The sequence below is a fragment of the Salinivibrio sp. AR647 genome, from assembly GCF_001995415.1.
Lineage (GTDB): Bacteria > Pseudomonadota > Gammaproteobacteria > Enterobacterales > Vibrionaceae > Salinivibrio > Salinivibrio costicola.
The window spans coordinates 168,361-187,045 of record NZ_MUFE01000008.1 but is presented as its reverse complement, the minus strand read 5'-3'; the positions used below and the strand labels follow the sequence as shown (position 1 = coordinate 187,045).

Sequence of the window (18,685 nt, the reverse complement as noted above, 5' to 3'; positions counted from 1 at the left end):
GGATACGGGTGGCCCAAGGCTGGGCAGGCAGCCAATACGGCATGATGGCCATTCCCCGCATTGGCCATGAAGTGATTGTGTCCTTCTTACACGGTGACCCGGACCAACCGATTATCACCGGCCGCACGTATCACGCGACCAATGTGCCGCCTTATACCTTACCGGCACACAAAACCAAGACGGTTTGGCGCAGTGAAAGCCACCAAGATGAAGGCTACAACGAGCTCACGTTCGAAGACCAATCGGGCAGTGAGCAAGTGTATTTACACGCGCAGAAAGACTGGCACACCGAGGTAGAAAATGACCGCGTGACCGAGATTGGTCATGACAATCACCATCAAGTGCATAACGACCAATTTCATCGTGTGATGGGCAATGCGCATCATACCGTTGAGGGAGAGAGTCGCCAGTACGCTCAACAAGACCAAACCCTGATTGTAGACGGCTCGCTGCATGTTAAAGCTGGCCAAGTATGGGTGAATGACGCCAGCAATGAAATTCATATCAAAGCCGGTCAAAAAGCGGTGATTGAGGCGGGGAGTAGCATCACGGTGAAAGCCGGCGGCAGCTTTGTCAGCATTGATGGCGGCGGTGTTCATCTTGTGGGCCCTGCGATTAACCTCAACTCAGGCGGCAGCCCCGGCGCAGGCAGTGGCTATGCCGGTAAAGTCGCCGCCCTGCCGTTTGGGGTGGAGTCGCCGGAGAGCCCTGATCCTTTACCCCTGCAGCTTTCGCCTGCGACCTTAAAAGTGGCATCGGTGTCAAACCTCCCTGTACTGAAATTGTGTCAACGACAATTCGATGGTTCATGCCCTCGTCAAGACTGTCCTTGTTTGCAGGAAGAGGGATAAGTGTATGACAACGCATTATTGGCTTCTCGTTGATGCTGTCAGGATCAGTGATGCCGCGCAACTGATTCAAGAACACTTTAGTGTCGTGCAAATACTGCCCTTATATGCAGGCACCCCCTTTGATTACTTGCTTGAGCAAAGCCCTTATTTGGTGAATATGGGACCGGATATCGCTAACGTCGAGACATGGCGCACACTGCCTTATTTTGATACCAGCTCGGTAATATTTGCAGTGGATGACAACATCTGTGCAGATGATTTTATTACGCACTTACAAGCGATGTTGAAGATAGAAGTTGCTGGTCAAGTTTTATGTTTGCGCTTTCAAAGCCAACGATTTTGGGATGCCGTTTTAGCACAAGCTAATATAGACGACATCGCGCAGTGCTTAGGGCCTAGCAAAGGGGTGTTTTGGTTTAACTCAGACGATGTGCCTGTGTGCCTATATAAGCCAAATCCATTTACGCCCGTGGAGGGCGAACAACAAGATTCCGTTTTTAAGCAGTGGGTGTGACATGAAAGAATACAAAATAACGAAAGGTGACTGCTTAAGTCTGATTGCTGAAAAGTTTGACGTCTCCGAAGAGGAGCTTCTCAAGCTGAACAGTACGCAAATCAAAGATCCCGACTTTATCTATGCTGGAGATACGCTAAAGATAGAGCTGCCGGAACCTGCCAATATGGAGGCCTCTCGCGAATCGTTTAAAAAGGCACCAGAAGCGCCTGCCACGGAACAAGAGTGTCAAATCGCTGATTTTGTCGACATTTTATATGTGCCATCGCATCCTAAGACGGGTGAAAAATGCTGGTACGCAGTGACACAAGAGGCCAAGGACCTTATCGAAGAAGAAAAAGTCCTAATGCAGGACGCCGTTGTTGAAGGCGACTACAGCACCACATTTGCAAATATCAATCAGCTTGGCATTATGTCTAAGTTTGCTACACGTCCTCATGAAGCGTTCATGGATGACGAAGACAAAGAACTCTATACCACCATTCTGCCACTACGTTTAGTGGTACAAACAAAAGCCTACTACAAATCTGCAGATCCTCAGGGGTTTCTAACCCAGGCACTTGAGGAGCTTGACTTAGCGTTTGATGATATTGTTCAGCAAGAGACTCGACGAGAAAATGCTGAAAGAAATGCACTGTATTATGGCGGTAAGTTTCAATCTCTTGCGCCTCAAGACAGAAGTGGCAACGCAAATTTTGACAAATTGGTCGAAGAGCGTGTCCGTACTTTTATATTGAATGCCATTGACGAACGCATTACCGAGCTGGAAGAGAAAGCGGAAAGAAATGCTGGTGACATTAATTCAGATGATGGGACTAAGTTTGTATTTAGCGAAGACCACCAATACTTCACTTCACGAAGAGAAGAGCGGATTAAAAGAGCGTGTAACCTCATTTACGACTATATCGATGGTCTGGAGCTGGCCAAAAGACTACACCAAGCGGCGATACGTGAGCTTAACGAGCTAGCGGAAGATGGTTTTCTACCCGGTTTCAAGCTACTCAACCAAGAAGGTATTGTGTTTAAAGAGCAATGCCTGACATTAGAGCAACTTGAGGGAGATGTCGGTGTTGCGGCGGGGCCCCAAGTATTACGCAATCTCGGTGACAACTGGCGGACATCACCAGAACCAATTTCAATCGGGCAGACTGAGCTGATCGATAGCTTATACGAAGAGGTAACAGGTAGCACTGAAATAAATGACAGTCTAAACATTGCAAGCCTTGTTAATGATGTCAATAAAGCCGCGTGGTCGTATTATCCAGCGAAGGCACTGATACACCTTATCGACATGACGATAACCGAACATCAAAATGCCTTGAATCAAATACTGGGTCAGAGCCAAGGCACACCGCTTGATAAGCTTTTTAATAAACTATTAACGATAAAGTCGATAGCACAGAAAAGAATAGAGCATTTAAAAAGCTTGGCTAAACAAGCGGCTCAAAAAGGCCCTAACCAGCTTCGATTCTTTTTTGCCGATGCTGAAAGGAAAGAGCTGGCCCCCGATCTTGTATTAGTGTGGGATAGAAAAGATCACCAGCCCAATAAAAAAGGTGTAAGCGCCTTTGTCAACGATGCGGGACTCAGCGATATTCAGCCAGTTGAGTGCAGTTTTTTATCCACAGGGAAAGTTTTTTACCTGCGTGGACCAGAGTGGTATATGCCTTGCGATAAGTCAGATCCATTCTATACCAAAGCAGCTTGCCATGTTGATTTCATCACTGATCGTATTACATTTGCATCTCCTCAGACGGACGCCGGGAATATCGTTGGTGTAAATAGTGTCACTGATGCATTAAAAGCGTTAAGAAAAACAAGTGTGCAAGTGAGCATAGCCCCGTTAAAAACGCAATCTCAATTCGACACTGTGTTTTGGCAAGATAGTTATCACGCTCAAGAAGGCAATATCGAAGGTTTAAACGAGCCTGCTTATGCGGAAGATGCCGGAGCACAATTTCTTCGTTTTACAGCAAAGGGAGAATCAGCACTTAACCTTCCGCTATCAGGCTATTCAGATCTCATCAAAGATCCTCGCCAAGTCGGGGCGAGTGGCAATATTTCGGCTAAGTTGGCGCTTTTGCAAGGACAAATGAGTATTTGTCTGTGGTTACCAGAGGGTGAGCAAAACAATACCTTGGGTGAAAATGCATCAGCGTCATCAGCTAGAGGTTATGCGGTGATGCTTTTCTATACCGATGATAAAGGTGAAGAGTTCAGCTACGATGTTGGCGCGTTAATGGCACGTATAACCGGTTCAGTCTATGGATTAGTTGGTGCGACGTGTCAGTTAGGGAGTAGTATTACTGTCGGCCCTAGTGACATAGATAATGGGCTAGGGGTACGTGGTAGTACCGTTTCTCTTTTCGACCCTAACGTCCATCGAGTTGAGAATATGACTGGTGCAACGCAGCATGACCTAGTGAATAGCCAGGTTGCAGCGGAGGCAGGTGTAGCGGTAGATGCTTTTGTCGGAGTAGAAGTAGGCGGCGCCTTGGGGGCGGACGTTTTCTGGGTACCACCTAATGCTCGGGTTCCTAAAACCTTAGGGACGATTAAGGGTGAATTTTCGGCAGCGTACGGCGCAGGCTTTCACAGTGAATTCCGTATAGCTTTTCAGGCTGGCGTCCTAGTGATCATCGCATCTGCGCGCTTAGTAGTTGGAGGTGGGTGTAAGGGCACCTTGGGCATCGAATTAAATGCGATCAATAGTGATGACTTTATCGACTGTCTACTTGGTGTGCTTAAGCAAAGTAACTTCCGCCGCTTATCTGTGTTTGGTGATGTAGATGAAAATGGAATAAATGATGATTTTAATACCCTTAATGACATCGCGACGATAGCTATTGGTTTGGGTCTATCCTTTTCTAAGGTACTACTCATGCCACCGAACCTGTGGGCATCGTACAAAAAGAATGTCATAAGCAAAGAATATGCTCCGTTCTTATCGAGAAGCCTAACAGGAGATAATGCCCCTAATGCGAGAAAATGGATCATAAAACTACCTCCCGAGACACTCGCTAACTTGATCGCAGCATTACTGAAGGCTCAGACTGAGGCAACTTCTGAGGGTAGTGCCCAGTTTGTTAATCGTCGACAGGCTCAAGCTATTTTGAATATTATGGAGTGGTTAAGCAAAGATAAAACTAACCAAGAAGACGACGAATCATATGCCAGTCAGCGGCAATGGAAAGAAACATTGATTATAATGGCCGAACTCCATGCGGGAGCAGATAAACCCCAACAGTGGGAAGGGTTTAGAAAAAGCTGGTATCAGATAGCAAGGTTTTTTAATAGCGCCTTTTTGACTACTGAAACAGCCCAACAAATTGACATAATGAAAAAAGTTAGAAATGACTTCGATCAAGCTTCAAAAATACTTTGTGGAATAATGATACTAACCATCTATACAAAGACAGTAGAAGCGGGACGACTCGGTCCCGTTACCAATACAGATTATCGTGCTTATGCGCGTTCGGTGGTGGCCAATGCTAGTAGCCGAGGTGAAAAAATTAAAATTAAAAATGATGAAGACAATAACTACATTAAGTTAGTGCCCGAAGAAAACGAAAAAATCATAGATTGGAGCCTGAAAGATGTTGGTTTATAAAAATATTAGAAAGATAGCTATTTTGCTATTTGTAGTGATAGCTATTAGTGCCTGTAAGGAAAAAGAAAAGGTGGTCAACCCTGAAGATGACATTCCTTTATTCAAAGACTTCATTGAGGAGAACATCGATAAAGTAGCTAATGATCCCTATATATCGAGTACAGTAAAGCCTGATGATGAGATGTATGACTTGATGCTAATGCTGCAGCGTGGTGATTGGAGTCAAAAAACTTGGGATGAGATGGACTCTTTGATGAAAAAGGGCGTAGAGAATGCCAAAATAATCTATGCATCATTGAGGAGAACATCGATAAAGTAGCTAATGATCCCTATATATCGAGTACAGTAAAGCCTGATGATGAGATGTATGACTTGATGCTAATGCTGCAGCGTGGTGATTGGAGTCAAAAAACTTGGGATGAGATGGACTCTTTGATGAAAAAGGGCGTAGAGAATGCCAAAATAATCTATGCACGTACAAAAATAGATGAGATTTATAAACGAAGTGAAGCCACTGCGATACTGACTGAATTGATGAGAAAAGGGAACCCCTATGCGACTTACTGGTTATCTAGTAAAAGTAACTTATGCCTTTCTTATCTTTCATCAGAACATTTTGGCAATAAAGTAGCAAAAGACCTCGGTTTAGATACCTCTTATGAAAATAAATATTGCACCGAGGGAATCTACCAAAGAGCAGTTGAGGAATTTAAAGAACTTGCAGCGAAAGGTGATCTTCGTGCTCAATACTTCTTGCTGAAAGAAAAAGGCCTTGATAAATCAGTAGAAAAACGTGAAGAGTATATTAAAGAAGTCATTCGATTCGCAGAGGCTCATTACTATAAGCCATTGATGGATTATACCGACTCATTGCAAATGCAGACAAATAACGGATTCGTCTTTCGCTCAAAAGGACTAGAAAAATTAGCGTTCGATCTTTTTAAGATTGCAAGTAATAACAACTACATCCCAGCCATGGGAACGGTAATGTACTATGACGAAGATAATCGAGAACTATATGAAAGGATGAAAAAAGTAGGAGGTAGCTACTACTTTTTATCGATGGCACTAGACAGAGCTGATGAGCTTAATAATAAAGAAAAATATTGTCATGCGTTATTGTATGAAAAGTTGTTCAATGACAACCGTTATTTTGTTTATTATGATGATTGGCCAAATAAGAGTTATTACGATGAAAGTATCTGTAATATAGAAAAAGAAATCGCTGAGATGAAGCCAATGATTTATATCGATTATTTCACTAGGATCGATAACTGGGGGCGAGGCTAAATTGCTGCTGACACTTTAGCCAATTGAAAGGTTTCTTACTAGTCTTAAATTTACATCCCAAACATTCCGCCCAGTAAGTGATACAACAATCGCTGGGCGGTAGCATTTGCTTAGCTTTAAAACGTTATGCTGTTTCTCGGCCCAAACATCACTATCTGTTGGACACAGCCCTATGATGCGTAATACAACGATTATCCAAGTTATATTTTTAAGCTTATCGATGAGTATCCTCACCGGTTGTAAAGAAAAGGCGATCAACCCTGAAGATGACATCCCTTTATTCAAAGACTTCATTGAGGAGAACATCGATAAAGTAGCTAATGATCCCTATATATCGAGTACAGTAAAGCCTGATGATGAGATGTATGACTTGATGCTAATGCTGCAGCGTGGTGATTGGAGTCAAAAAACTTGGGATGAGATGGACTCTTTGATGAAAAAGGGCGTAGAGAATGCCAAAATAATCTATGCAACATTGAGGAGAACATCGATAAAGTAGCTAATGATCCCTATATATCGAGTACAGTAAAGCCTGATGATGAGATGTATGACTTGATGCTAATGCTGCAGCGTGGTGATTGGAGTCAAAAAACTTGGGATGAGATGGACTCTTTGATGAAAAAGGGCGTAGAGAATGCCAAAATAATCTATGCACGTACAAAAATAGATGAAATTTATAAACGAAGTGAAGCCACAGCTATACTGACTGAGTTAATGAGAAAAGGAAATCCCTATGCGACTTACTGGCTATCTAACAAAAGTAACTTATGCCTTTCTTATCTTTCATCAGAACATTTTGGCAACAAAGTAGCAAAAGAACTTGGCTTAGATACTTCTTATGAAAATAAATACTGTACCGAGGAAATTTACCAAAAAGCAGTCGAGGGCTTCAAAAAGCTTGCAGCAGAAGGCGATCTTCATGCCCAATATTTCTTGCTGAAAGATAAAGGTCTTGATAAATCTGTAGAAAAACGTGAAGAGTACATAAAAGAAGTTATTCGATTTTCCAAGTCTCACTATTATAAGCCTCTAATGGATTACTACTATAATATAACTAAAGTAGAAAATGGAAAAACAGTCTTTCACTCACCTAGATCAGAGCGCCAGGTGAAAAAATTGCTAAGAATAGCAGCTAATAATAACTATATCCCGGCTTTTGTTTTTTTGATTGACAAAAACACTCCGAAAGATGATTTCCTTTATAATAGGTTAAAAAAGCTTGGAGCATGGCATTATTTTTGGGCTAAACCGTATTATAAGGAAAAATCTTTAAACCCAAAGGAACAATATTGTGATGCGAAACTATATAAGGCTATTTTCGGTGATCGATTTTTTGGTGGGAGTTATGAGGGTAAAATAGACATGAGTAATCTAACATGTAATGTTAGTGAACAGTTGAATAGTATCGAACCTATGATTTATATTGATTATTTCACCAGAATTGATGATTGGGGTAGAGGTTACTAATATATTTATATTTTATTACTTCTATTACATTTATACATTAGCTTCATACTGCTTCTATATCCCGTTCAGTGAGTGATATAACACTTGCTGGGCGGTAGCATTCCTTACGTTTAAAGCGTTATGGTATCTGCCGGCCAAAACATCACTATCTGTTGGACACAGCCCTATGATGCGTCATAAAACGATTATCCAAGTTATACTTTTAAGCATATCGATGAGTTTCCTCTCTGGTTGCAAAGAAAAGGCGATCAACCCTGAAGGTGACATTCCTTTATTCAAAGACTTCATTGAGGAGAACATCGATAAAGTTGCCGATGATCCTTACATTTCAAGCACAGTTCGCCCTGAGAATGAGATGTATGAAGTGCTGTTAAAGCTACAACGGGGCATACCTTAGAGTGACAGCCGAGAAGAAGGGTTCAATCCCCTATTCTAGACGGTCAGGAGGATTCGGTACTCATTGGGTAAGTGCGAGAGAAAAAGCGCATATTGCTTTGGGATGAGCACAAAGATTGGGCGCCAGAAAATTTGAACAATCACATTGTGCCGGACTCCATGGCGTTGAATACGACGATTGTTGAGTGTGCGCTCACTTCTAAGCCAAACGAAGCGATGTATATACGTTCAACGTGTGCGGTTTTAGATAATGACCCAGCAAGGAATAAACAAAGCTGTGCGCGAGTTTATGAACCCACGCTACCAACAGGGCAAGGAGCGATAAACCCCAAGGCATTCAAGGACGCGTTAAGAGACGCCTTGGGTAATGATGCGGAAATTAAAAAGACGTTTGCGTTGGCTAACGTGGGGGGAGAGGTCGCTTTAGATGAGGCCTATGAGTATGTGTTACCGTGGCGAACCCAGCAAATTGAGATTTTCGGTAACACCGTTAAGATGGACGTTAGCGGCGGCGCACAATTTATGCGATTTACGTATTCAGCGCAGGCAGCAGCTGAAAGCGTCAACTTAAACTTAGTGGGGAACACGCAGTTGGGGGCGTCGCTTGACTTTGCCAGCGGTCAATTAGCGACAAAATTCTCCATTCCAGCTGAAAACATGTACGATCTCAAAGTTCCCTATTACACCGTTGACAATGAGCGTCGTGAAGTGAGCTTAGGAGACATTCGCTTCGACATTGAAGCGGTTGTGCACGGTATGTTAGCGGCAAGCATGAAATACTCGAATGAGATTGCACTTGGTCAAGATGCTGCCACAGGGGCTACAGGCTTACGGACATCTCAAACCTTTATTGCAACACGTTTGGAAAGCAAGCAAGACCTAGGGCTCGCGTATGATAGTAAACTGCGAAATATTAAGGCGGGTGCAAAGACTGAGGTGTCGGCCTTTGCTGGTGCAGAGGTAGGTGGACAAGTCAGTCTTGCATGCTTATGGAAAAATGTGGGTAGCTCGGACATGAAACAGTTGTTTAAGCTCGCCACTCGCCTCACCGCGCAGTTAGGCGTTGGAGCGAAACTTATCTTGCAATGTACCTTAGATAATGGTCGCTTAATTTTTCGTTTCGACTTTGGCGTCGCGTCTATTGCGGGTTTCTCTGGCAAGCTGGCGTTTGAGTTAGACCCGCTTGCTTACGATGAATTTATCTCACGGCTGTTAGATGTGATGGAGCACCCTAGCTTCAGTCGCTTTGGTCTCTTCCATGAAAGTGACGGCAGTGAAGCCTTTTATGCTTTTAACAGGCTATTGACAGTGGCCGTTGCTTATCAGCTTACCCTGACGCAAATTGCACTGCTTCCTTTTCATCTTATTCGCGATATGGAGCAGCGAGCGTTAGAAGTGACGAACGCCCCCTTTGTGGCGAACTTCATTAATAGTGACGTTGAGACATCCGGTCAGCGAGACTGGATAAAGAAAATGCCGGCTGAAACCTACGCCAAGCTCTTTTCCGTTCTATTGCATTATCATGATCTAGGTTTTTGGGCTAACGATGCAGAAGCAGCGAAGGATAACCTCGATCAAGTGGCTGCGATGACCAAGCTTTTAGAGTGGATAAGAGGAGAGAGCCATCCAGTAAGTGACAATGCCAAGAAAAAGTTCGAGAACGTGATGCAAAGGATCGGAGAAGAGATTGAGATGGAGCTTCCCGAAGAAGTGAAATGGCAACGCTATGCGGAAAACATTGATAAAATATTAGTATTTTGGGAGGCTTCTTATAGTAACCTCGAGAAAGTAGACCTTAAACAAGGGAAGCGAAAGTTCATTGAGATAAAATATGACTTGGTCGAGGGCTTTGAAAGTCTAGCTGATTGCTGGAAACCTTATAAACGAGTAAATATACTTCCTGCTTATCAAGAAGTGGCTGAATATACTTCTGTTCATATGAATGATAAAAAAAGAAAGAAGGATATTGAAAGTAAAGGCTTTAGGAATATACTTGGTGGATAAGATGAATTTAATAAAACTCTTGGTTTTTTGTGTTTTTTTTCTCATTGCTCCTGCTCAAGCAAAGACCTTAAAAGAGGGACTGTCCCTTCTAAACGAAGAGAAGTATAAAGCGGCAAATGAAGTTTTCAGAGCGCTGTCTGATAAAGGTAACGCTAAAGCCTTTTACTGGTTAGCTTATACTCAGTTTAAAACGTTAGGTACAGTAGAAGCCGGTTCTAGCCTTTTAAAGGCCGCTGAGGGAGGTAACCCTTGGGCAATGGCGACGCTTGCAGGTACATATATGCCGAAAGTTGATCGTTCTTTTTGTGGTTATTTGGGTTGGCCATGTGAAGAGCAATGGGTAGACAAAGCAATTGAAGGTTGGAAGAAACTCGCCGAAGAGGGTAATGGTAAAGCTATGTACGCACTCTTATATCATGACCCTAGCTGGTGGCAATATATTCCTATTTATCGAGAATATCGCTATGGCGAGTTAGCTGAAAAGATATATAAAAGTAAGGGTTATACATTTTTCTTCGATAGCCATTTTTGGTCTTGGGTTAATGAAGACATAAGATTGGAATACTTAGAGAAAATGGCTAAAGATGGGAATATGGTGGCTGTTTATGAAGCTGCGTTCATGTACAAGGAAAGAGGGGATATCAAAAAAGCTATAGATTGGATAGATTATGGCGTTAGGAATAATGATTTTAACTCTTTGTTATTCAAAAGTATTATGTTTATCCCTTTTATGAGAGAGGCTGGTGTTGGGGAGAAGGAAGATACGTCTGAAAAGAAAGCCTTTTTTTATTGCATGATTGCACACTCGATGAATAATAAGCATGACTGTAAATTAACAAGGTATTTCGATGAGTTTTATGATGAAGAAAATGATGAGTTGAAATATTTTGATAAATATACAGGTGAGTATGTTAGCAAAGAAGATATTGAAAGTGTAAAAGCTCAGGCTAGACAGAAAGCTAAGGGGCATAAAGCTAACCTTTACCTTGATGAAACAACAGTAGAATTCTTTAAAGGCTTCAGGAAGAATCTATAGAGCAATTTTAAATTATCATGTGACCTCAATAGGAGGGTGTTCAATATTCTGTGTGAGGGTGTTCAATATTCTGTGTCAGCCAATTTTCATAGGTCTATGTGATCATCCAGTCGGCCTTCGAAGTGAATGGTCAGCTGCGATAGCGTCAGGCTCCAGCTCTGCACCGGATGCGACCAATGCTCAGACGCCTTTAACATACCTGCGTAGAGTAGCTTGAGCAAGCTGTTCTCGTTGGCAAAACCACCTTTGGTTTTGGTCAGTTTGCGGAACTGGCGGTGCACGGCCTCAACGGCGTTCGTCGTATATATGGCGGTACGCACGTATTCCGGATATTTGAAGTAAGTAGAGAGTGTGAACCATTTATTGCGCCAGGACTTAATAACGATGGGGTATTTGCCACCCCACTTAGCTTCTAAGTCATCCAGCGCGCTCTCTGTAAGCGGTTAATAAACCCCACATACCCATAAGACACGGGCTTTGCCATAGTACCTTTGTTAACCTCTTACGGAGAAAGTGGGCAAAGTTTATAGCAAAAATACAGTCGAATTACTCAGTGAGCAGTAATGGTTTCTGGGGCTAAGCGACTTCTTAAAGCGTTTAGGTAGTGCGTAAAGGCTCAGCGATATGCCAAGCAACTTTTTGCCAAGCCAAGCAAAAAGTTGCTTGAGTCGTGCAAAAAATTGGTCACGTAATCGATAAGCATTTGAAAATAAGGGCATAAAAACTTGGCATGAATCTAGCTTAATAGCAGGGATAGACAGCAAGAGTCGCTGTTTGAACTCGAATCATACAAAAAGGAGCGATTATGCCAACGCCATGTTATATCTCGATTGAAGGCGAAACCCAGGGTTTAATTACTGCCGGTGTCTGCACCGCGGATTCTATCGGTGATTCTTTTGTCGAAGGCCACGAAGACGAAATGCTGGTACAACAGTTTGACCATAATGTGACGGTACCGACTGATCCTCAGTCTGGTCAGCCATCAGGACAACGTGTCCACAAGCCATTTAAGTTTACCGTGGCATTGAATAAAGCTGTTCCGTTGCTTTATAACGCACTGTCTTCGGGCGAAAAAATGTCTACTGTGGAGCTAAAATGGTACCGCACGTCGATTGAAGGTAAGCAAGAAAACTTCTTTACCACCAAATTAGAAAGCGCCTCTATCGTGGATATCCATTGTGAAATGCCACACTGCCAAGATCCGGCGAAGTCAGACTTCACTCAGAACCTGACCGTGTCGATGTCTTATCGCAAAATCACCTGGGACCACGTCAACGCAGGTACTTCAGGCTCTGATGACTGGCGCAAGCCGGTTGAAGCTTAATTGCTATTGCTAGGTTGCGTCGGCTTTGTGCCGGCGCTTCACCATTTGTTTAGCAGCGTTCGTTTTCCAGAGAGCGTTGCTAGACAAGTGTTCACTGTTGCGGGAACAAGATTCGGGAGACATCATGGCGAAATTACGTTTTGAATTTAGCGTCGAAGGCCTAGAGCCAGACACGTTTGTGGTCAGAGAATATCAGGGCAACGAGTCCCTCTCTGCTGCGGCGTTCGACCAGCAAGCTTGCAACGGGTTTCGTTATTCGATTGCATTGGCAAGTCGCGATCATTCCCTAACCCCTGACCAATTAGTGGATTGCCAAGCCACGCTTGCTCTCTATCGCAACGGGCAATGTGAGCGTCGTATTCGCGGTATCATTCGTCAATTTTCCCAAGGGGATATTGGTCATCATCACACTTATTATGATGTTGAATTAGTGGCTGAAATTGAGCGTCTATCACTACGGCAAAATAGTCGTGTATTCCAACATCAGACGGTTCCCCAAGTTATTTCGATCTTGTTGCAAGAAATGCGTATTACGGATGTCGGTTTTGGGCTGACAAAAGAATATGCAGAGCGTGAATTTTGTGTTCAATACCGAGAAACGGATCTCGCCTTTTTTCATCGTATTGCCGCAGAAGAGGGGTTGATGTATTGCTTTGTTTGGAAAGAGGACAAGCAGCTCTTATATATCACTGACTCGCCCTTTTCGCTTCCCGCCCTTAAACAGCCGATTGTGCATAACGCTCAGGCTGCAGGTGTCGTCGATGAGCCTTATATTCGTGCCATCGAAAAGCACACTCGGATAATCCCGTCATCACTGGAGATGAAGGATTATAGCTTTAAAAAGCCGAATTATAGCTTCTTACAGCAAGTGAATATGTCCGGCATTGACCATCAGCGCCAAGACTACGATGTTTATGATTTTCCAGGTCGATATAAAGACGATACGCAAGGTAAACATTTAACCCAGATACGCCAAGAATTTCTGGCACGTGACAAAGTCACGGCGACTGGGGAAAGTAATCATTTTCTTGTGCAGGCGGGTCATGCATTTGAAATGCAAGATCATCTCGACCGTACCATGAATCAAAAGTGGCAAGTAGTGCGCGCTCAGCATTACGGCACCCAACCTCAAGCAGTTGAAGAAGAAGGCGGCACTGGCGCCACTACCTATCATAATCGGTTTACGGTGATCCCGGCCTCTATCCCTTGGCGGGCCACTCCACACCCTAAGCCACAGGTGGACGGCCCTTTAATAGGGATTGTGGTTGGGCCTGAAGGCGAAGAAATTTTCTGTGACGAACATGGCCGAGTAAAAGTTCATTTCCCTTGGGATCGTTACTCGAGTGGAAACGATAAAAGTAGCTGCTGGATACGGGTGTCTCAAGGTTGGGCAGGGAGCCAATACGGCATGATGGCCATTCCCCGCATTGGCCATGAGGTGATTGTGTCGTTTTTACATGGTGACCCCGACCAACCGATCATCACTGGCCGGACCTATCACGCGACCAATGTATCCCCTTATACATTGCCGGCCCATAAAACCAAGACGGTCTGGCGCAGTGAAAGCCACCAAGGCGAGGGCTACAACGAGCTCACGTTTGAAGATCAATCGGGCAGTGAGCAAGTGTATTTGCATGCTCAGCGTGATTGGCAATCCGATGTGGAAAATGATGTCGTTACGCAGGTGCGGCATAATGAGCATCAAAAAGTGGACCATGATTCTTTGTCGGCTGTTATGAGTAACCAGCATGTGACGGTCGATAAGCAATCACGAACACGAGTGAAAAAAGATGCCACAATTGCCGTTTCTGGAGGGATACATGAAAAAATCGATAACCGCTTCGCCGCAACGGCGGGACGTGAGGTGCATCTAAAAGCAGGCGCAAATGTCGTGCTTGATGCAGGTACGGAGGTTACGGTAACCGCCGGTGGGAGCGTAATGAAGGTTGATGCGGCCGGGGTGCACCTTATTGGTCCAGCGATCAATTTAAACGCTGGCGGAAGTCCTGGTAGTGGCTCTGGGTACCAAGGACAGCCAGCGAAATCGCCACGCTCAGTGAACAAACCTTGATCGTTTAATGCAAACTAAGAAATTTGAGGAAAGATATGCCCAAAGCAGCACTTGTTGGCCATGTGGGAACCGCGCATGATGGATTTCCACCTACACCGATTGTGGCGGGGTCGTCAACAGTAAAAGTTGACGGGATACCCGTAGTTCGTAAAGGTGATCCCCTGGCACCGCATAGTAAACCGAAACACCCGCCTCATGGGCGAGCGGTAAATGCGGGTTCCGGTAGCGTTATGATTGATGGAAAACCAGCCGCTCGTATTGGTGATGCAGTGAGTTGTGGCGGTGTGATTGTAGGAGGTTCAAGTGTCAACATTGGTTAATACCCCGTCAATGCTTAAAGCAAGCGTGTTAGCATGCCTAGTCATGCTAAGTGGACAAGTACATGCCGAACAAGTTGAAGTTGAAGCCACACCTTTTGTGCAACTAGAGCCGGTTGAAAAAATCGCGGATGACTATGATATCCAGGCGATGACGCCAGAGGCAATATTTGAGCATGGACGTTTGTCTCGCGCTCAGTTCCATTACCAACGAGCTGAAAAATATCTACGTGCAGCGGCGGATCAAGGTATTGTTCCTGCCGCTTATTTATACGCTGTGCTCGTCAGTGATGATGGTAATAAGCTCGATTATTCGCCGGTTGCGCAGCAGTATCTCACGCAGGCCGCAAAGGCGGATTATATTCCAGCCATGAAATTACTGGTTGAAAAAGGCCATTGGTTATCGGCAAATCATCGTACTATTTGGCGCTATAAGTATGAAGAAGCACTAGCAGCTTGGTATGAAAAAGCACCTAAAGACGCAGCATTCAGTCTGTATCAGTACATTTATCCAACAGACAAAAAGAAAGCCGAGCAGTATTTAGAAGAGGCGATTGCGGCAAATGATGTTGATGCCTTGTTACATAAAGCATCGCAAATAGAACTGGCTGAGCGCGGCTTTTATCTTTTCCCCAGCTCTCGCCTTGATGCGGCCGCTGAAGTAAAAAAACAGATTGCCAATGCGGGTGGGATCCCCGGTACTAAGAGTTTATATCGTGATTTTATCCGTCGAGGGGAAAGCCATAAAGCGGTGGCGTGGCGCGAAAAAGCGATTGAGCAAGGGGATCTTATGTCTCTTGCTGCCCTAGGGCGTCTGTACACCACAAACTACATGCCTGAAGACGCTGAGTATACTGATGGGCTCGTTTATCTTTCTGCCTACTTGGATGTGGTTGGTCAAGGACGGTTCGTGACTTTGAGAGAGCAGGCAATGGAGCAGTTTGAGCTCGCGTCTTCGCGAGTATCAAATGACGTCATTGAAAAGGTAGAACAAAGAGCAGCTGAATTGCGTAGGACACACATTTTCTTTCATTATGATCGCTACTGGCAAAAAACGGCTTTAAAGAAAGAACCCGCAACTAAGCCAGTGAGTTAATTGCGAGCGAGCGTTGTTTCTACTTTCTGAGCGGCCACATCACCGAGTCATTGATACATCGGTTCGATGTTGGTCGTTTCTTTATACGTCTCTCAGTTGTACCTCTCAATTATACCGTTAGACTAAACATTTCTGCCATCGACATCGCAATATTGTTATCGTAATACGCCGCCTCGTTAATAAAGTGCGGATACGCAGTGTACTTTCCTTCCCAAGCGACTTCGCGACCGTCAAAGCACATGAATAAAGGATCGCCAGGTACTATCGGCTCAAAGTCTTTGTCTTGCACGTTTTGGTGCACCATACCGATGCGCTCTCCTTGTCCATTTTGGGGTAGATGTAAGGTTTCTTTATAGCGATAAGCCGTTACTTGCGCGGGTAGCTCTGGCACCTTGTCGATATTAAAGAGATGCACAAAATCGAGAATATGCGTCGTCATTTCTTGCATGGATTCCATTACATCATGGCGTAATACGGATTGCGGTTGAGGACCAACCTCAACAATGACGCCTTGCTTCGCCACTGAGCATAAAAAAGCGTGTTGAAGCGGCTCGAGATGATCTTCTACTAAAATAATGGCATCGGGCATACGCTCACTGATATAGGCAGCAAGCTGTTTATTGAATGTGTCTAATGCGAGCAAAATGAGCGTAGGCCCCATGTTGCTGGTGGTGTTGTGTAAATCGATGATGAAATCGACGCGAGGATCGCCTTTAGGACCTAGCTGTTGATTGAGGACTTTTGCGCGACTTTGCTCGTAGTTTGTTAAGGTAAGATCGGCGAGCCCTTGAGGATCGAATTGTCGATTTAAGTCACAATCGAGATAACGTTTGTTTGCATGATAAGCCGACGGATTCGCGAAAACATGCTCCGTTGAAAAACTATCCCGAGTCGTAACAGATGTATTGGTTTGCCACTGTTTTAGTGCGTAAATCCCGCTAAACTCATTGCCATGGGTGCCACCGACGATGGCCACTTGACTGAAGCGACTCATGAGAACTCCTTGTGTTGAATGGAAAAACATCCGCTTATGTCGTGGTGCTAGCTTAGCATCGATACTGGTAGAGATTAATAGAATAATTTTTCTTTTATATTGGTTTTTTATTCAAAGGTTAAGAGAGGAAAAGTGTTCAGGCAATCTTTGCGTCAGTTCACACTTCAGCAGCATTGAACCGGTTAGGCTGAGATAAAAACAAAGGAGAGGTAAGGCATGAGTAATAAGTTTCCTGACAATTTCTTATGGGGTGGCGCGGTTGCCGCGCATCAGGTAGAGGGTGGATGGAACTGTGATGGTAAAGGCGTGAGCATCGTTGATGTGCTTACCAAAGGTGAGCACGGCGTGCCGCGTAAGATTACCGAGCAAGTCCAGGCTGAAGAAACGTATCCCAACCATCAAGCGGTTGATTTTTACCATCGTTACCGCGACGACATTGCGATGTTCGCAGAGATGGGATTTAAATGCTTTCGGACGTCGATAGCGTGGTCCCGTATTTACCCAAATGGGGATGAAGCGACCCCTAACGAAGCGGGGCTGGCGTTTTATGATGGATTGATTGATTGCTTGTTAGAGCATGATATCGAGCCTGTCATTACATTGTCGCACTTTGAGATGCCGCACCACCTTGTCAGTGAATATGGTGGCTGGGCAAATCGAGCGGTCGTGGATCACTTCGTTCGTTTTTGTGAAGCCGTATTAACGCGCTACCGTGACAAAGTCACCTATTGGATTACCTTCAACGAGATCAATAACCAGCTTAACTGGGATTATCCGTTATTTGGTTATTGTAATTCGGGGGTGGTGTTTACCGAGCACGACCACCCTGAGCAAACCTTGTATCAAGTGCTACATCACCAATTTGTGGCCAGTGCCAAAGTGGTCGCACTGGGGCATGTGATTAACTCTGAATTTAGCATTGGCAGCATGATCCACATGATGCCTTTATATCCTGCGTCGTGCCATCCGGATGACATGTTAGCATCACAGCAAGCGATGCGAGATAAATACCTGTGCAGTGATGTACAGATAAGGGGTCATTACCCTCACTATATTTGGCCTCAATGGGCAAGCAAAGGGATTAAGGTGGTGATGCACGATGATGATGCGCAGATCTTAAAAAATGGTCAGGCGGATTTTTTGGCAATCAGTTACTACATGACCAATATTGTCGATGCTAATCCGCCAGAACAAGATGAAAATGCCTTGTTCAGCGCTAGTCGATTGAATCCACATTTGCCGGCGTCGGATTGGGGCTGGCAGATCGATCCGAAAGGGCTACGTTATGCACTTTCAGAGTTGTACGAACGCTATGAATTGCCCATTTTTGTGGTTGAAAATGGTCTAGGGGCGGTGGATATTCCCGATCAAACCGGCGCAATCAACGATGATTATCGTATCGACTATTTGTCGCAACACATTGAAGCGCTTGAAGAGGCGATTTCACTCGATGGTGTGGATGTGATGGGATACACGCCTTGGGGATGTATTGATTGTGTATCTTTCACCACCGGAGAATACCGCAAGCGGTATGGGTTCATTTATGTTGATCGTCATGACGATGGCAGTGGTGACTTTTCTCGCTCCCGTAAAAAAAGCTTTGACTGGTATAAACAGGTCATTGCCAACAATGGCTTGACGGGCTAGAGGATAGGCTAAAAGGGACGCGTTCGGCGTCCCTTTTGCTTTTATCGCTATACGAGCGCTAGGATGAA

Annotated in this window: 16 protein-coding genes and 1 pseudogene; 15 read left to right on the top strand and 2 right to left on the bottom strand. The window is 44.5% G+C overall.

The window, feature by feature from the left end; translation table 11 throughout:
- From BZG76_RS11495 to BZG76_RS11450, 10 genes are all read left to right on the top strand, one after another.
- Positions 1-851 (top strand): type VI secretion system Vgr family protein (locus BZG76_RS11495; protein WP_241824087.1); only part of this gene is annotated, 851 nt, incomplete at its 5' end.
- Positions 852-855: 4 nt separating this feature from the next.
- On the top strand, positions 856-1,365 hold the full coding sequence (locus tag BZG76_RS11490) for a DUF4123 domain-containing protein (RefSeq protein ID WP_158009997.1): 510 nt from the start codon (positions 856-858) through the stop codon (positions 1,363-1,365).
- A gap of 1 nt (position 1,366) precedes the next feature.
- Positions 1,367-4,975: a LysM peptidoglycan-binding domain-containing protein gene (locus BZG76_RS11485; RefSeq protein ID WP_158011341.1), complete on the top strand. Its 3,609-nt coding sequence runs from the start codon at positions 1,367-1,369 to the stop codon at positions 4,973-4,975.
- Positions 4,962-5,294 (top strand): hypothetical protein, encoded by a 333-nt coding sequence (locus BZG76_RS11480; protein ID WP_077461449.1) that lies wholly within the window; start codon positions 4,962-4,964, stop codon positions 5,292-5,294. Before BZG76_RS11485 ends, BZG76_RS11480 begins: the two co-directional genes overlap by 14 nt.
- Positions 5,295-5,356: 62 nt before the next feature.
- A complete protein-coding gene (locus tag BZG76_RS11475; protein WP_131825329.1) occupies positions 5,357-6,265 on the top strand; it encodes a hypothetical protein in 909 nt (302 codons plus the stop codon).
- A gap of 172 nt (positions 6,266-6,437) precedes the next feature.
- A complete protein-coding gene (locus tag BZG76_RS11470; protein ID WP_077461447.1) occupies positions 6,438-6,764 on the top strand; it encodes a hypothetical protein in 327 nt (108 codons plus the stop codon).
- Positions 6,765-6,826: 62 nt separating this feature from the next.
- Positions 6,827-7,732, top strand: coding sequence for a sel1 repeat family protein (locus BZG76_RS11465; protein ID WP_131825328.1), 906 nt, complete (start codon positions 6,827-6,829; stop codon positions 7,730-7,732).
- A 214-nt stretch (positions 7,733-7,946) separates the two neighbouring features.
- Positions 7,947-8,129 (top strand): hypothetical protein, encoded by a 183-nt coding sequence (locus tag BZG76_RS11460; RefSeq protein WP_131825148.1) that lies wholly within the window; start codon positions 7,947-7,949, stop codon positions 8,127-8,129.
- Between the two features lie 158 nt (positions 8,130-8,287).
- Positions 8,288-10,132: a hypothetical protein gene (locus BZG76_RS11455; protein WP_198532342.1), complete on the top strand. Its 1,845-nt coding sequence runs from the start codon at positions 8,288-8,290 to the stop codon at positions 10,130-10,132.
- On the top strand, positions 10,125-11,168 hold the full coding sequence (locus BZG76_RS11450; protein WP_077461443.1) for a hypothetical protein: 1,044 nt from the start codon (positions 10,125-10,127) through the stop codon (positions 11,166-11,168). Before BZG76_RS11455 ends, BZG76_RS11450 begins: the two co-directional genes overlap by 8 nt.
- Before the next feature lie 86 nt (positions 11,169-11,254).
- Here the strand turns inward: BZG76_RS11450 and BZG76_RS11445 are convergent.
- Positions 11,255-11,602 (bottom strand): annotated as a pseudogene (locus BZG76_RS11445) (transposase); the annotation flags it as partial.
- 371 nt (positions 11,603-11,973) lie between these two features.
- On the opposite strand from BZG76_RS11445, the gene hcp-2 reads away from it, so the two are divergent.
- The 4 genes from hcp-2 to BZG76_RS11425 all read left to right on the top strand — a co-directional run bounded on the left by hcp-2 (position 11,974) and on the right by BZG76_RS11425 (position 15,976).
- Entirely contained in the window at positions 11,974-12,492 is a 519-nt protein-coding gene (gene hcp-2, locus BZG76_RS11440) for a type VI secretion system effector Hcp-2 (protein WP_077461442.1), read from the top strand.
- Between the two features lie 124 nt (positions 12,493-12,616).
- Positions 12,617-14,563, top strand: coding sequence for a type VI secretion system Vgr family protein (locus BZG76_RS11435; RefSeq protein ID WP_077461441.1), 1,947 nt, complete (start codon positions 12,617-12,619; stop codon positions 14,561-14,563).
- Positions 14,564-14,598: 35 nt separating this feature from the next.
- Positions 14,599-14,883 (top strand): type VI secretion system PAAR protein, encoded by a 285-nt coding sequence (locus tag BZG76_RS11430; RefSeq protein WP_021024293.1) that lies wholly within the window; start codon positions 14,599-14,601, stop codon positions 14,881-14,883.
- Entirely contained in the window at positions 14,867-15,976 is a 1,110-nt protein-coding gene (locus BZG76_RS11425) for a sel1 repeat family protein (protein WP_131825326.1), read from the top strand. Before BZG76_RS11430 ends, BZG76_RS11425 begins: the two co-directional genes overlap by 17 nt.
- Before the next feature lie 109 nt (positions 15,977-16,085).
- Here the strand turns inward: BZG76_RS11425 and BZG76_RS11420 are convergent, their stop codons facing one another.
- Positions 16,086-16,970, bottom strand: a complete 885-nt coding sequence (locus tag BZG76_RS11420) for an aspartoacylase (protein ID WP_077461439.1) — start codon at positions 16,968-16,970, stop codon at positions 16,086-16,088.
- Positions 16,971-17,186: 216 nt separating this feature from the next.
- Here BZG76_RS11420 and BZG76_RS11415 point away from each other — a divergent pair, with 216 nt between their 5' ends.
- Positions 17,187-18,617: a 6-phospho-beta-glucosidase gene (locus BZG76_RS11415; protein WP_077461438.1), complete on the top strand. Its 1,431-nt coding sequence runs from the start codon at positions 17,187-17,189 to the stop codon at positions 18,615-18,617.
- Positions 18,618-18,685 lie beyond the last annotated feature (68 nt).